This window comes from Cupriavidus sp., from assembly GCF_057315035.1.
Genome location: NZ_DBHKYV010000003.1, coordinates 364613 through 378660 on the forward strand (window position 1 = coordinate 364613; position 14048 = coordinate 378660).

Sequence of the window (14048 nt, forward strand, 5' to 3'; positions counted from 1 at the left end):
GCCTCTGGTGGGCTGGATCCGGCGAGGCTCAAAGGTAGGCGAGGCTTCGGGCATGTTCATCATCGGGTGTGCATGCGGAACATGCCGATGCCCGAATAACCACGGCATTCCGGTGCTTCCGGAAGCTCAGGGATTTCCCTTGGTGGCGGGGAATTCGCGCCGTCAGGCCAGTCATGCGTCACAACGGAGGTGCCAGGCGCATGCCGGGCTAAAGGTCACGGCGCCGTGGCCGATAGCCCTTTGGCAACACCCATATCCACATACCGAGCCAGCGGAGCAATAGCATGACCAGCGCGATGAGGGACATCGACGAGCGCACCAACCTGACCAACAACAACCAGTTCGAGTTGCTGTTGTTCCGACTTGGCGATGCGACGCACAGCGGACAGTCCGAACTGTTCGGCATCAACGTTTTCAAGGTCCGGGAAATCCTGGTCATGCCGTCGGTCACGACCGTGGTTGGCGCGGGACCCTCGATCCTTGGCATGGCCGATATCCGCGGTCAGGTGATTCCGGTCATCGACCTGCCACGCCTGCTCGAGTGCTCGCCGAAGTCGGGCCTCAACATCATGCTGGTGACCGAATACGCGCGCTCGACGCAGGGCTTTGCGGTCGAGGCGGTCGAGGAAATCGTACGGCTCGACTGGAGCCAGGTCATTTCGGCCGAGACCAGTGTCAAGGGCGGGCTGGTGACCAGCATCGCCAAGCTTGATGCCGGCGGCGACAACCCGCGCCTGGTGCAGGTACTGGATGTAGAGCAGATCCTGCGCGACGTGCTGCCGACCCGCCAGCCCGATGTGGACCCCGCCACGGTGGGTCCGCAATTGAACCTGCGTCCGGGCACCAAGATCCTGTGCGCGGACGACTCCGCGCTGGCGCGCGGCCTGATCGAGAACGGCCTCAAGGCGATGGGCGTACCGGTGGTGATGACCAAGACCGGTCAGGAAGCCTGGGAGATGCTGGGCCAGATTGCCGACCTGACGTCGAGCCAGGGCAAGTCGGTGCGCGACGAAGTGGCACTGGTGCTGACCGACCTGGAAATGCCCGAGATGGACGGCTTCACACTCACGCGCAAGATCAAGGCCGATGCCCGGCTCAAGTCGCTGCCGGTGGTCATTCACTCGTCGCTGTCTGGCGAAGCCAGTGAGGAGCACGTGCGCAAGGTCGGTGCCGATGCATACGTGTCGAAGTTCCTGGCGAAGGACCTCGCCGATACGATTCGCGGCGTGTTGGCAAGGCATCCGTAATACCTTTGCCATGCCCTCGGTGTTCTCCCCTCTCCCGCGTGCGGGAGAGGGGCGGGGGAGAGGGCCAGCGGTTCAAAATGCGATAAGCAGCAAGCAGAACCTCATGCCCTCACCCCCAACCCCTCTCCCGCCTGCGGGAGAGGGGAGCAACAACATCAGTATCCGCGCTTCAAAACCCCGCCACGCATAAATCCCACCCCAACGCAACAAAGCCCTTGAAGCAACGGCTGCACAAAAAAAAGGCAGTCCAGCTCCATCCAGAACCGGCGCGGGCTGGCGGGTTGTCAAGAGGGGGATTATCCACGCAATCTGTGGATAGTTCCGCGGCAAAAGCGGGCCACGCGGGTAACTCAAACAGGTATACCCGCGCGCGTTGTTGCCCACATTTCTACTTGGGTTGTTCCACTGTACGCAAATACGGCTTCAGTGTCTTGAACCCTTGCGGATATTTTTTCTTCGCATCCTCATCGGACACCGAAGTCGGGATGATCACGTCTTCGCCCGGTTTCCAGTTCACTGGCGTGGCCACCGTATGCTTGGCATTCAGCTGCAGCGAGTCGAGCAGGCGCAGTACCTCATCGAAATTGCGCCCCGCGCTCATCGGATAGACCAGCATGGCCTTGACCTTCTTGTCGGGGCCGATCATGAACACCGAGCGGATCGTGGCGTTGTCCACGGCCGTGCGCGGTCCACTGCCACTGGCTTCGGGGTGGATCATGTCGTAGAGCTTGGCCACGTTGAGGTCGGCGTCGCCGATCATCGGGTAGTTCACGGCGCTGCCCTGGGTTTCCTCGATGTCCTTGGCCCAACGCGAATGATCGGTCACGGGATCGATCGACAGGCCAATGATCTTGGTATTGCGCTTGTCGAACTCGGGCTTGAGCTTGGCCATGTAGCCGAGCTCGGTGGTGCAGACTGGCGTGAAATCCTTTGGGTGCGAGAACAGGATGGCCCAGCTGTCGCCGATCCATTCATGGAAATTGATCTTGCCCTCGGTGGTGTCTGCAGTGAAGTCCGGGGCGGTCTCGCCTAGTCGGATTGCCATGGTCAAACTCCTTCGAAAGGTTGCGTGGTCGAGTGTGGAGCGATGGGAACGTCGGGGCACTACGGCCGGCCCGGGCAGACGGGCAGCACTCCAGTATAGGAACTGCGCAGCCAGTTGGCGCTCGTCCCGGAGGAGGAAGGGATACCTCTGATCGACAGCTTGCGCGTTGCCGGTATCGTCCCCGTCACACCTTCACTTCAAACCTGCAGCCAACCCTCATGCGGGCCGCTCCAGGTCCGCGATGACCGCGCGCAGGAAGCGTGCCGCTTCGCCGCCGGTGACCACGCGGTGATCGAATGTCAGCGACAGCGGCATCACGCGGTGGACGGCCGGCACGCCGCCGGCGGCGACCACTTCGTCGTGGATACGGCCCGCACCAAGAATGGCCACGGTGGGCGGTACCACGATCGGGGCCGCGTAGCGTCCGGCAATCATGCCGAAGTTCGACAGGGTGATGGTGTTGCCGCGCATTTCCTCTGGTGCGATGGTGCGGGCCAGGATGTCGGCGCGCATGCGGTCGAGCCCGCTGCGCAGGTCGGCGGCGTCGCGCTTGCCCACGTTGCGCAGCACCGGCACGAACAGGCCTTCGGGCAGGTCTGCCGCGATGCCCACGTCGATCCGTTCCAGTACATGGCGCCGGCTGGTCTTGCCCTCGTACCAGGCGTTGAGCGCGGGTTCGGCATGTACCCCGGCCACCAGGGCACGCACCAGGCGAATCGTGATGTCGTGGCCCGCGGCGGAACCTACGGTCTGCCATGCATGCAGGTCGGCATCGTCCATTACGGTGGCGGCGGCCACCTCGCTCTGCGCGCGTGCCATGTTCTGCGCCATGGCACGGCGCACGCCCCGTATCACCTCGGCGGGACCAATCTCCGCGAGCGTGGTGGCCACGCGTTGCACATCGGTCGCGGTAATCACGCCATCGTGGCCCGATGGCGTGACCATGGCCAGGTCAACCGACAGCTTGTGCGCAAGCGCGCGTACCGCGGGCGTGGCCTTGATGCCGTGGCCACCTGCCATGCCCGACGCACCCACGCGCGTCTGGTCTTCGCGTACCACGTGGGTGCCCACCTTGACCGCGCCCACCACGGTGCCGGCATCGTCGGAGGCGCCGGCGCCTTCAAAGCCGACCAGTGGCGCACCAAGGTGCACGATATCGCCCGGTTGGGCATACAGCTTGGCCACCTTGCCACCGAATGGCGACGGGATCTCGACGATGGCCTTTGCGGTTTCCACCGACAGCAGGGGCTTGTCCGCATCGATCGTATCGCCGGGCTTGACGTGCCAGGTCACGATCTCGGCCTCCTGCAGGCCTTCGCCAAGGTCGGGCAGCTTGAAGATCCGCATGGTTGTCTCCGTTTGCCTGCGATATCTAGGATGCGGCCAGCGCGACGCGCGCGGCGTCAACAATCCGCGCCACCGACGGCAGATAGCTGTGCTCGAGCCGTGCCAACGGCACCACGGTGTCGTAGCCGGTGACGCGCTGCACCGGTGCGCTGAGCGAATACAGGCCGGCATCGGCCAGGTTCGCGGCAATCTCCGCGCCGATTCCCGCCGTGCGCGGGGCCTCGTGCACGATCACGCAGCGGCCGCTTTGCGCCACCGATTCCAGTATCGTGTCCATATCGAGCGGCTTGAGCGTGGCCACGTCGATCACGGCTGCGGACACCCCTTCGTCGGCCAGTTGGTCGGCGGCCGCCAAGGTCTCCTGCACCATGGCGCCCCAACTGACCAGCGTGATGTCGCTGCCGTCGCGCAATGTGAAGCAGGCATCGAGCGGCAACGCCTGGCCATGGTCTTCCACTTCCTGCCGGAACAGCCGGTACAGGCGTGTCGGTTCGAAGAAGATCACGGGGTCGGGATCACGGATCGCGGCCAGCAGCAGCCCGTATGCGCGTGCGGGGGACGAGGGCATGACCACACGCAGCCCCGGGATATGCGCGAACATCGCCTCGGGGCTTTCGGAGTGATGCTCGGGGGCGTGGATGCCGGCGCCGCTGGGCGCGCGCACCACGAGAGGACAACTGAGCCGACCGCGCGTGCGATGCCGCAGATGGCCCGCGTGGTTGAGGATGTTGTCGATGGCCGGATAGATAAACCCGGCGAACTGGATTTCCGCCACGGGCTTGAGTCCCATCGCGGCCATGCCGATTGCCGCGCCAACGATCCCGCCTTCCGCCAGCGGCGTGTCGATGACCCGGGCCTCGCCAAAGCGGGCTTGCAAGCCCACCGTCGACCGGAATACGCCGCCGTTGACGCCGATGTCCTCACCAAGCAGCACCACGTCGGGGTCGTTGGCCAGTTCATGTGCCAGCGCCAGATTGACCGCTTCCACCAGATGCAGTTCAGCCATGATTAGCCTCCTGGTCCTGCGTGGCGTAGCGCTGCGCGGTTTCGAGCTGGTCGGCCAGCGCGGCGGGCAGCGTTTCATAAAGGCAGTCGAACATCGCCGAGACATCGGGATGGGGCAGTTCCAGATACGCGGCCACGGCGGCGCCCACCGCCTGCTGGCATTCGCGGATCAGCGCTTCCTCATGCGCGGCGTCCCATGCGCCCAGACTGGCCAGGTAGTCGCGCAGGCGCGTGATCGGCTCATGCCGCCACGCCTCCTTGACAGTGGCTTCGTCCCGATACCGCGAGGCATCGTCGGCGGTAGTGTGGTCTCCCAGCCGGTAGGTGACCGCTTCGATCAGCGCCGGCCCGGCGCCATCGCGCGCACGTTCGATGGCGTCGCCAACGCGTTGCCGCACGGCGATCACGTCGTTGCCATCGACCTGCTCGCCAGGAATGCCGGCCGCGATGGCCTTCTGCGCCAACGTGGCGGCGATGGTCTGCCTGGCACGCGGCATCGAGATGGCCCACTGGTTGTTGTTGATGACAATGACCAGCGGCACCTGCCATGCGCCGGCCATGTTCATGCCTTCATAAAAGGCGCCGTTCGATGTACCGCCATCGCCGATGATGCAGACCGCCACGCCCGCCTGCTTGCGCAGTTTCAGCGCGTAGGCCACGCCGGCCGCATGGCCGACCTGGGTACCGATCGGCACGCAGTTGCCGAAGTCGTGCGGCACCGCCGCAAATCCGCTGCCACGTTCGTCGCCACCCCAGTAGAGCAGGCTCTCGGTCATCGTGACGCCCCGCACAAACTGTGCGGCATGATCGCGATACGAAGGCACGAGTACGTCGTCGGCCCGCATCGCCATGGCCGTGCCCACCCCGATGGCTTCTTGCCCTAATGCAGACGCGAACGTGCCGATCTGGCCCGTGCGTTGCATCGCGATGGCCTTGAGGTCGAATTGCCGGGTGAGCACCATGGCGCGATACAGCGGCAGCAGCGCGGCCGGGTCGCGGGCAAAGGCGGGAAGATCAGGGGCGGTGGTGCCCTCGGGAGACAGATAGCGGGTAAAGCCAATTTCAAAGCGCGCAACAGTGCCCATGTGGAAGTCCCCTTGTGGTTCGCTGTGTCCTGTGCGGCGCAGCATCTTGTGGACGCTGCTGCATTGGACTATAGGGCAAGGAACCAGGGTTTGGGCGTGCGCTGGCGCACTGGCGTCAATGCTGTTGATTGACTCCCCTCTCCCGCGCCGCGGGAGAGGGGAGCAGGACAGCGGCGTCAGACGATCAAACCGGCTTCCATACCGGCGACGTGGCCACGGTCACCTTGCGCGGCAGGATCGACTGGCCGGCGAATGCATCGGCAATGCGTTGTTGTTCATCGAGCGAGGCCGCATCGACCGGCTGGACCTGATACGTGCGGCGCGCATTGGCGGCTTCCACGGTGGCCGCATCGAGGCCGATCAGCGGCGCATGCCATGCGGCGGCCTCGGCAGGATTTGCCTTGAGCCACTCACCGGCGCGGCGCAGTTCGCCGTAGACCGTGGCCAGTACGTCGGGACGGCGCTTCGCGTAGGGCGTGGCGGCCAGGTAGAAACGGCGGTAGCTCGACAGCCTGGTGCCATCGCGCAGGATGCGCGCATTGGCCTGGCGCTGTACCGCTGCCAGGAACGGGTCCCAGATCACCCATGCGGCGACACTGCCACGCTCGAACGCCGCGCGTGCATCCGCGGGGGTCAGGTAGGCGGGATCGATATCTCGCATCGACAGCCCGGCCTCGTTCAATGCTTCCAGCAGCAGGTAGTGTGCGCCGGCTCCCTTGGAGAAGGCGACGCGTTGTCCCTTCAGTTGTGCCACGGTGCGAACCGGCGAATCCTGCTTCACCACGATGGCCTGCGCAGTTGGTGATGGTGCCTCGATCGCGTAGTACGTCATGCTGGCGCCCGCGGCCAGCGCGAACGGTGGAACCGCGTCGGCCACATCGGCAGTCAGGTCAAGGTTGCCGACATTGAGCGATTCGAGCAACGGCAGGCCCGACGTGAACTCATGCCACTGAACACTGACCTTGCGCGGTGCCAGCGCCTGTTCAAGTGTCTGGCGCGATTTCAGCCAGATCATCAGCGTCGAGGATTTCTGGTAGCCGATACGCAGGGTCTCGGGGTTCTCCGCGCCTGACGCCAGACCGGGCAGCGTTGCGGCCCCGAGTCCGGCGAGGCCGCCCAGGCCGCTCAGTACGATGCGCCTGCGCGCGGGATTGGACAGTGACATGCTGAATTCCTTCATTCCGTTCTAGAGCCAGCGGGGCAGCCTAAGCGGCACCGCATGGTGCGGGAACGAAGAAAAGCGCGCTTGCTTATGCAGATTCTGCGCGCGCTCTTCGCATGCGGGGCCATATACGCCGAGCGCATAACCGAGCGCGATTTGATTCGTTGTGTGCCACGTGCATCGTCCCTACAGTGCATGGCTTGTGCTTTCCCCCAGAGCCGCTACTTGCCATGACGCTTGCCGCAGATACCCTCCAGGATTTCGAGATCCGTCCGCTTGACGCCGCACTCGGTGCCGAAGTGGTCGGGCTCGACCTGAACCAGCCGCTGTCTCCCGAAGACTTCCGTCGTATTCATCGCGCCCATCTTGACTACCACGTGGTCGTGTTCCGCGACCAGCGTATCTCGCCGGCGCAGCAGATCGAGTTCAGCCGCCGCTTTGGGCCGCTGCAGATCCACGTGCTGAACCAGTTCCAGCTGGCCAATCATCCTGAAATCCTGATCGTGTCGAACGTGCTCAAGGACGGCAAGCCGATCGGGCTTGGCGATGCGGGTCATTTCTGGCATTCGGACCTGTCGTACAAGGAAACGCCAAGCCTGGGTTCGCTGCTGCATGCGATCGAGCTGCCGGCCGAAGGTGGCGACACGCTGTTTGCCAATATGCATGCCGCGTACGACGGCTTGTCAGCGGAACTCAAGCGCAAGCTGGAAGGGCTGACCGCCGAGCACACCTATCTGGCGCGCTACGCCGAGCTGCAGAAGCGCAGCCCGTGGCGGCCGAACCTGACGCCCGAGCAGATCGCGCAGGTCAAGCCAGTCGTGCATCCGGTGGTACGCACCCATCCCGAAACGGGGCGCAAGGCGCTGTTTGTCAGCGAGCATTTCACGACGCGGATTGTTGGTTTGTCTGACGACGAAAGCCGCGGGCTGCTCGACGAGCTCTTCGCGCACAGCGTGAAGCCCGAGTATGTCTATCGCCATCAATGGCGCGAGCACGACCTTGTGTTCTGGGACAACCGCTCGTTGCAGCATTTGGCCGCCGGCACGCCTGACCACCTGCGCCGCGTGATGTACCGCACCACGATCGAAGGCGATACGCCGTTCTGAATTGCAATTCCATACTCAAATCTCCGGAGTTCCGCATGTCCCTGCGCCTGTCCTCGCGCCTTTCGCTACTTTCGTCCGCCTCGACCTTGACCCGCCGCGCCGCGCTGGCCGTATTGACCGCTGGCCTGGCGCTGACCGGCACCGCGCACGCGGAAGGGCGGCTGCGGATTGCCGAGCAGTTTGGCGTGGTCTACCTGCTGCTCAATGTGGCACGCGACCAGCAACTGATTGAAAAGCACGGCAAGCAGCAAGGCGTCGACATCAAGGTCGAATGGACGCAGCTTTCCGGCGGCTCGGCGGTCAACGATGCGCTGTTGTCCGGCGCGATCGATATTGCCGGTGCCGGGGTGGGGCCGCTGCTGACGATGTGGGACCGCACCAATGGGCGCCAGAACGTCAAAGGCGTGGCGTCGCTCGGCAACTTCCCGTACTACCTGGTCAGCAACAATCCCAAGGTGAAGTCGATTGCCGATTTCACGGACAAGGACCGTATTGCGTTGCCGGCAGTGACGGTATCGGTGCAGTCGCGCGTACTGCAACTGGCCGCAGCAAAGCAGTGGGGCGACAAGGAATTCAATCGACTCGACAAATGGACCGTGGCCATTCCGCACCCCGATGCGGCGGCAGCCGTAATTGCCGGCGGCACCGAAATCACGGGCCACTTCGGCAACCCGCCGTTCCAGGAACAGGAGTTGGCGGGCAACCCGAACGCGCGCATCGTGCTCAATTCGTACGATGTGCTCGGCGGACCGAGTTCGGCCACGGTGCTGTACGCGACCGAGAAGTTCCGCAACGACAATCCCAAGACCTATCGCGCGTTTGTCGATGCGCTGGCCGAGGCGGCCCAGTTCGCGACGAAGAACCCGGAAGCAGCGGCGGATCTTTACATCCGCGTGAACAAGGCAAAGATCGATCGTGCGCTGTTGGTGAAGATTCTCAAGAATCCGCAGGTCCAGTTCAAGGTCACGCCGCAGAACACGTTCCCGCTGGCTGAGTTCATGCATCGCGTAGGCGCCATCAAGAACCAGCCGAAGTCGTGGCAGGACTACTTCTTCCAGGATCCGGCCACTGCACAGGGGAGCTGACATGGGCGACGCATTGCACGGCAGCGCGCGCTTGCGCGTGGTGTCAGATTCGCAGCCGCTGCTGCAGGTCGACAACGTCTCGCTGGAATATCGCACGCCAGAGCGCGTGGTGCGAGCCACCCATCGCGTCAGCTTCGACGTGCATGCGGCCGACCGCTTTGTCCTGCTTGGACCATCCGGCTGCGGCAAATCGACCCTGCTGAAGTCGGTGGCGGGCTTCGTGCCGCCAGCCGAGGGCGAGATCCGGCTGGAGGGGCAACGCGTGCAGGCACCGGGGCCGGATCGCATCGTCGTGTTCCAGGAGTTTGACCAGTTGCCGCCATGGAAGACCGTCAAGCAGAACGTAATGTTCCCGCTGCGGCAAGCGCGTGGCATGTCGAAGTCCGAAGCTTCGGACGTGGCCATGCATTTCCTGAACAAGGTGGGGCTGGCTGCGTTTGCCGATGCCTATCCGCACACGTTGTCGGGCGGCATGAAGCAGCGTGTGGCCATTGCGCGCGCGCTGGCCATGCGGCCGAAGGTGCTGCTGATGGACGAGCCATTTGCCGCGCTCGATGCCTTGACGCGTCGGCGCATGCAGGAGGAACTGCTCGAATTGTGGGACGACGCGGCGTTCACGCTGCTGTTCGTGACGCATTCGATCGAAGAGGCACTGGTGGTAGGTAGCCGCATCCTGCTGTTGTCGCCGCATCCGGGGCGCGTGCGCGCAGAGCTGAACAGCCATCAGTTTTCGCTGGCCAGCCAGGGCAGCGCCGAATTCCAGCAGGCGGCGCAACGCATCCACGAGATGCTGTTCGAAGCGCCGCCTGAAACCCGCAAGGCACCGCACGATACGCCCGACCACGTATTCCAGGCTGTACGACACTGATCATGACAACTGCACAACCAACGGTGCGCACCGAGTACGAGCGCGTGCTGGAACCATTCACCGCCGTGCCATTGTCGCGCGCGCTGCCGTGGTATCGGCAACTGTGGGACCATGGCTGGCTGCGCAAGGCGGTGATCCTGGTGGTCCTGGCCGTGCTCTGGGAAGCCATCGCGCGCGTGCAGGACAACGACCTGCTGCTGCCGACCTTCCTGGCCACTGCACGTGCGTTTGCCGAGGCCATCGCCAGTGGCGAGTTGCCGGACAAGGCGGCCGTATCGCTGTCGATCCTGTTGCAAGGCTATGCGGCTGGCATCGCGCTGGCATTCGTGCTGACCACGCTGGCCGTGTCCACGCGTATCGGCCGCGACCTGCTCGATACGCTGACCGCGATGTTCAATCCGCTGCCCGCCATCGCGCTGTTGCCGCTGGCGTTGCTGTGGTTCGGGCTTGGCAGCAAGAGCCTGATCTTCGTGCTGGTCCATTCGGTGTTGTGGCCGCTGGCCTTGAACACCTATGCGGGATTCCGCGGCGTTCCGGAAACGCTGCGCATGGCGGGCCGCAACTATGGCCTGCGCGGCCTGCGGTACGTGGTGCTGATCCTCGTGCCGGCCGCGTTGCCGGCGATCCTGTCGGGGCTCAAGATCGGCTGGGCCTTTGCCTGGCGGACCTTGATCGCGGCGGAACTGGTATTTGGCGCGTCATCGGGCAAGGGCGGGCTGGGCTGGTACATCTTCCAGAACCGCAATGAACTCTACACGGACCGCGTCTTCGCGGGACTGGCCACCGTGATCCTGATCGGCCTTGCCGTGGAAGGGCTGGTGTTCACCACGCTGGAACGGCTGACCGTGCGCCGCTGGGGCCAGCAGCACTAGCAATTTGTGGTGCCGAGCCTTGCCGATTTACTTGCCGATGTCATGCGGGCGGCGTATCGTGACGGGTCATGACGACGATCCATCATGCTGCCGCCCAGGGTTTCTCGACCCAGGCCGATACCTACGCCCGCGGGCGTCCCGATTATCCCGCCGAACTCGGCGACTGGCTGCGCGATACGCTTGGCCTGGCACCCGGCAAGACCGTGGTCGATCTCGGGGCCGGCACGGGGAAATTTACACGTTTGCTGATACCTTCCGGCGCCACGGTGATTGCCGTGGAACCGGTGGAAGCCATGCGTGCCCAGCTCTCATCGAAGCTCCCCGACGTGCAGGCCCTGCAGGGCAGTGCCGAGTCGATGCCGCTGCCCGATGCCAGCGTCGACGCCGTTGTCTGCGCGCAGGCCTTCCACTGGTTTGCCAATACTGCCTCCATGCAGGAGATCCGCCGCGTGCTGAAGCCGGGCGGCCGTCTGGGCCTGGTGTGGAACGTGCGCGATGAATCGGTGGAGTGGGTGGCGCAACTCACGGCGATCATGACGCCTCATGAAGGCGATGCGCCGCGCTTCTACAAGGGCGACTGGAAGAAGGTGTTTCCTGCCGAGGGTTTCGGGCCGCTCGGACTGACCCGCCTACCCTATACGCATACCGGCGCGCCGGAACAGGTGATCGTCGACCGCGTCATGTCGGTCAGCTTTATCGCATCGCTGCCGCAAGCGGAACAGGACGCCGTGCGTGCGCGCCTGCACGCGGTAATTGCTGCCGATCCGGCACTGCAGGGCCGCGACGTGGTGTCGTTCCCCTACAGTACCGAGGCTTACTGCTGCGAACGGCGCTAGTCAGACCGCCGCTGCGAACTGGTCGCGGTAGCGCGCGGCCAGTACCTGGCTCAGTGCCAGCGCCAGCAACGCGCTGACGGCCGCGAACAGGTAGACCGCCGGATAGTCGCCTTGCCCGGCGATCAGGCCTGCCACCGGACCGGTCAGGCCCAGCGCGAAATCGAGGAACAGTGCATAGGCACCGAGTGCCGAGCCCCGGTTGGTGGCCGGCACGCGCTTGACGGCTTCCATGCCGAGCGCCGGAAATACCAGCGAGAAGCCAAAGCCGACCACGGCCGCGCCGACCAGCGCCTGCCACTGGGCATGGGCCATCCAGATGATGGCCAGTCCAGCCGCTTCCACCGCAAACGACACCAGCGCCACCGGATAGCCACCAAAACGCGAAATGCTGTCGGCCATCAGCAGGCGCCCGAGTACGAAGCAGGTGCCGAGCGCGGTCAATGCCAGCGCTGCGTGATCCCAGCCATGGCCGGCGTAGTAGAGCGTGATGAAAGCGGTAATCACGCCAAAGCCGACCGAACCAAGCGCGAGGCACACGCCGAATGGGGTCATCGCACGGAAAACACGAGCGAATGGCAGACGTTCGCCTTTCAGGATCGGCACCGGCGCACGACGGCGTGCCAGCAGCAACGAGGCACCGGCAACCAGCGTGGTCACAACCCCGATGATGCCCAGCCCGCCCTGGTCGGCCAGTACCACGCCCAGCGGTGCACCCACGGCCAGCGCGCCATAGGTGGTGATGCCATTCCACGAGATGACCTTGGCGGTATGGCGCGCGCCGGCGCTGCCGATGCCCCAGGCGATCGTGCCCGTGGTGACCAGGCTTTCCCCGGCCCCGAGCATCAGGCGCGCGGCCAGCAGCCAGCCCAGGCCGAGCCAGTCGCTATCTGGGAACATCGATGTCAGCCATGCAGCGATCAACGTCAGCACGCCGCTGCCCGTAACCAGTGTCATGCCGGTCAGTACCGAGCGCTTCGGTCCCTGCGTATCGCACAGCGTGCCGGCCCACGGGCGGCTCAGCAGCGTGGCCAGGTACTGGATGCTGACCGCCAGGCCCGCCAGCACTGCGCTGTAGCCAAGGTCGCCATGGACAAAGCCCGGCACCACGGCAATCGGCAGGCCAACCGCCAGATACGCGATGAAGTTGAAGAAAACAACGCCAAGGATACGGCGGGTCACATTTTGATTGGCGGATTCGCCATGCGACGGTGTGACCTGGGAAGGGCTCGGGGCGGACATGGGTGGCTCAGGGGGCGCGGAATTGGCCGGATTTGCCAGAATCAGGTATGACGACCTAGGGAAAACCCGGAAGATGCCATCATACGGCATTGCAGCATTTGCGTGGCGCCCTGAGTGGAAGCCCGAGTAGGAGTGTGGCGTCATTGACAACACATGGTCCGTTCTATACGGTGAACGCCCGTTCCAATTGCCTCTCCGGTCACCTGGGGTCACCTGCATCGATGCCACGCAAAGCCGCCCAACTGTCTGAAGCCGACAAGCACTCCGCTGAAGGAGGAGCCGTGGCCGTGGATCGGGCGTTGTTCGTGCTGTCGGTGTTCCGGGAGGGGGATACGTCCCTGGGGCTGGCCGAACTGGCCCAGCGCAGTGGCCTGTACAAGAGCACGTTGCTGCGGCTGCTGGCATCGCTGGAACATGCGCGGCTGATCCAGCGCCTTGCCGATGGCAGGTATGGTTTGGGATCCGAGGTCGCACGGCTCAACGCGGTCTATGCCGCTTCGTTCTCGCTGGAGCAGGTGGTGATGCCGGCCTTGCGCGAACTGGTGCGCGTAACGCGCGAATCGGCCGCATTTCACGTCGAACAGGGCGAGCATCGCCTGTGCCTGTATCGCGTGGATTCGCCGCAGCCGGTGCGCGACCATATCCGTGCCGGTGATTTGCTGCCGCGCAATCGCGGTTCGGGCGGGCGTGTATTGCGCGCGTTCGCCGGCGCGCGCGGCGAGATCTTCCAGAAGATTCGCGATGAGGGGGTGATTGCGCTGGTAGGCGACCGCAGTCCCGATATTGCCGGCGTGTCGTCACCGGTGTTCGGACCCGGCGGCGAATTGAAGGGCGCACTGACATTGACGTGCCCGACGCCGCGCTTCACCGATGCATTTCGCGAGCAGGTGCTCGATGCCGCGCGGTCGTTGACGCACGCGCTCGGCGGCACGTTTCCCGACGTGTCGCCGCCTGCTGCCCAGTCCGCACCGGCGCTGCCGCAAACGGACGACTGAGCGCGCGCACGCGTTCCCGCGCCCGTGTTCCGCTGCGCAGCATTTCCCTTCTATTTCAATCCGTTACAACGCGCGCTTACCCGGCTTGTCGGGGGTGCCGCCGCGCGTTGCGCGCGGGCTATGATGCGTGTTTTCGCGCCGATTCAATCGACCGTT

General features: G+C 64.5%; 13 protein-coding genes. 7 read left to right on the plus strand and 6 right to left on the minus strand.

All coding sequences use genetic code 11. From position 1 onward, the window contains the following. Positions 1–284 precede the first annotated feature (284 nt). A complete protein-coding gene (locus ACO550_RS08065) occupies positions 285–1247 on the plus strand; it encodes a chemotaxis protein (RefSeq protein ID WP_315593542.1) in 963 nt (320 codons plus the stop codon). 388 nt (positions 1248–1635) lie between these two features. On the opposite strand, the gene ACO550_RS08070 is transcribed toward ACO550_RS08065, so the two are convergent. The 5 genes from ACO550_RS08070 to ACO550_RS08090 form a co-directional block, all read right to left on the minus strand. Then, entirely contained in the window at positions 1636–2292 is a 657-nt protein-coding gene (locus ACO550_RS08070) for a peroxiredoxin (RefSeq protein ID WP_315593541.1), read from the minus strand. A gap of 216 nt (positions 2293–2508) precedes the next feature. Further along, positions 2509–3639, minus strand: coding sequence for a 2-oxo acid dehydrogenase subunit E2 (locus tag ACO550_RS08075; RefSeq protein WP_315593540.1), 1131 nt, complete (start codon positions 3637–3639; stop codon positions 2509–2511). Between the two features lie 25 nt (positions 3640–3664). Then, entirely contained in the window at positions 3665–4645 is a 981-nt protein-coding gene (locus tag ACO550_RS08080) for a transketolase C-terminal domain-containing protein (RefSeq protein WP_315593539.1), read from the minus strand. Further along, positions 4638–5729 (minus strand): pyruvate dehydrogenase (acetyl-transferring) E1 component subunit alpha, encoded by a 1092-nt coding sequence (gene pdhA, locus ACO550_RS08085; protein ID WP_315593538.1) that lies wholly within the window; start codon positions 5727–5729, stop codon positions 4638–4640. The genes ACO550_RS08080 and pdhA overlap by 8 nt, the downstream gene beginning before the upstream one ends. A gap of 184 nt (positions 5730–5913) precedes the next feature. Next, the gene (locus ACO550_RS08090; RefSeq protein WP_315593537.1) at positions 5914–6894 is read right to left on the minus strand and encodes an aliphatic sulfonate ABC transporter substrate-binding protein; all 981 of its coding nucleotides are present in this window, start codon (positions 6892–6894) and stop codon (positions 5914–5916) included. A gap of 227 nt (positions 6895–7121) precedes the next feature. Here ACO550_RS08090 and ACO550_RS08095 point away from each other — a divergent pair, with 227 nt between their 5' ends. The 5 genes from ACO550_RS08095 to ACO550_RS08115 all read left to right on the plus strand — a co-directional run bounded on the left by ACO550_RS08095 (position 7122) and on the right by ACO550_RS08115 (position 11658). Beyond that, complete coding sequence (locus ACO550_RS08095) at positions 7122–7997, plus strand: TauD/TfdA family dioxygenase (protein WP_315593536.1); 876 nt, start codon at positions 7122–7124, stop codon at positions 7995–7997. A 35-nt stretch (positions 7998–8032) separates the two neighbouring features. Continuing rightward, entirely contained in the window at positions 8033–9082 is a 1050-nt protein-coding gene (locus tag ACO550_RS08100; RefSeq protein ID WP_315593535.1) for an ABC transporter substrate-binding protein, read from the plus strand. A gap of 1 nt (position 9083) precedes the next feature. Further along, a complete protein-coding gene (locus ACO550_RS08105; protein ID WP_315593534.1) occupies positions 9084–9950 on the plus strand; it encodes an ATP-binding cassette domain-containing protein in 867 nt (288 codons plus the stop codon). Between the two features lie 2 nt (positions 9951–9952). Continuing rightward, the gene (locus ACO550_RS08110) at positions 9953–10822 is read left to right on the plus strand and encodes an ABC transporter permease subunit (protein ID WP_315593533.1); all 870 of its coding nucleotides are present in this window, start codon (positions 9953–9955) and stop codon (positions 10820–10822) included. A 68-nt stretch (positions 10823–10890) separates the two neighbouring features. Further along, positions 10891–11658, plus strand: a complete 768-nt coding sequence (locus tag ACO550_RS08115; protein ID WP_315593532.1) for a methyltransferase domain-containing protein — start codon at positions 10891–10893, stop codon at positions 11656–11658. Here the strand turns inward: ACO550_RS08115 and ACO550_RS08120 are convergent, their stop codons facing one another. After that, a complete protein-coding gene (locus tag ACO550_RS08120) occupies positions 11659–12897 on the minus strand; it encodes an MFS transporter (protein ID WP_315593531.1) in 1239 nt (412 codons plus the stop codon). A 221-nt stretch (positions 12898–13118) separates the two neighbouring features. Between ACO550_RS08120 and ACO550_RS08125 the strand changes: the two genes are divergently transcribed. Then, positions 13119–13892: a helix-turn-helix domain-containing protein gene (locus ACO550_RS08125; RefSeq protein ID WP_315593530.1), complete on the plus strand. Its 774-nt coding sequence runs from the start codon at positions 13119–13121 to the stop codon at positions 13890–13892. The last annotated feature ends 156 nt before the right edge of the window (positions 13893–14048 follow it).

What these genes read in the sequence shown, in the direction of transcription:
- pdhA (WP_315593538.1), bottom strand. Translation starts at nt 5,729, where the DNA reads ATGGGCACTGTTGCGCGCTTTGAAATTGGCTTTACCCGCTATCTGTCT.
- ACO550_RS08075 (WP_315593540.1), bottom strand. Translation starts at nt 3,639, where the DNA reads ATGCGGATCTTCAAGCTGCCCGACCTTGGCGAAGGCCTGCAGGAGGCC.
- ACO550_RS08065 (WP_315593542.1), top strand. Translation starts at nt 285, where the DNA reads ATGACCAGCGCGATGAGGGACATCGACGAGCGCACCAACCTGACCAAC.
- ACO550_RS08100 (WP_315593535.1), top strand. Translation starts at nt 8,033, where the DNA reads ATGTCCCTGCGCCTGTCCTCGCGCCTTTCGCTACTTTCGTCCGCCTCG.
- ACO550_RS08090 (WP_315593537.1), bottom strand. Translation starts at nt 6,894, where the DNA reads ATGTCACTGTCCAATCCCGCGCGCAGGCGCATCGTACTGAGCGGCCTG.
- ACO550_RS08105 (WP_315593534.1), top strand. Translation starts at nt 9,084, where the DNA reads ATGGGCGACGCATTGCACGGCAGCGCGCGCTTGCGCGTGGTGTCAGAT.
- ACO550_RS08110 (WP_315593533.1), top strand. Translation starts at nt 9,953, where the DNA reads ATGACAACTGCACAACCAACGGTGCGCACCGAGTACGAGCGCGTGCTG.
- ACO550_RS08115 (WP_315593532.1), top strand. Translation starts at nt 10,891, where the DNA reads ATGACGACGATCCATCATGCTGCCGCCCAGGGTTTCTCGACCCAGGCC.
- ACO550_RS08080 (WP_315593539.1), bottom strand. Translation starts at nt 4,645, where the DNA reads ATGGCTGAACTGCATCTGGTGGAAGCGGTCAATCTGGCGCTGGCACAT.
- ACO550_RS08120 (WP_315593531.1), bottom strand. Translation starts at nt 12,897, where the DNA reads ATGTCCGCCCCGAGCCCTTCCCAGGTCACACCGTCGCATGGCGAATCC.
- ACO550_RS08070 (WP_315593541.1), bottom strand. Translation starts at nt 2,292, where the DNA reads ATGGCAATCCGACTAGGCGAGACCGCCCCGGACTTCACTGCAGACACC.
- ACO550_RS08125 (WP_315593530.1), top strand. Translation starts at nt 13,119, where the DNA reads ATGCCACGCAAAGCCGCCCAACTGTCTGAAGCCGACAAGCACTCCGCT.
- ACO550_RS08095 (WP_315593536.1), top strand. Translation starts at nt 7,122, where the DNA reads ATGACGCTTGCCGCAGATACCCTCCAGGATTTCGAGATCCGTCCGCTT.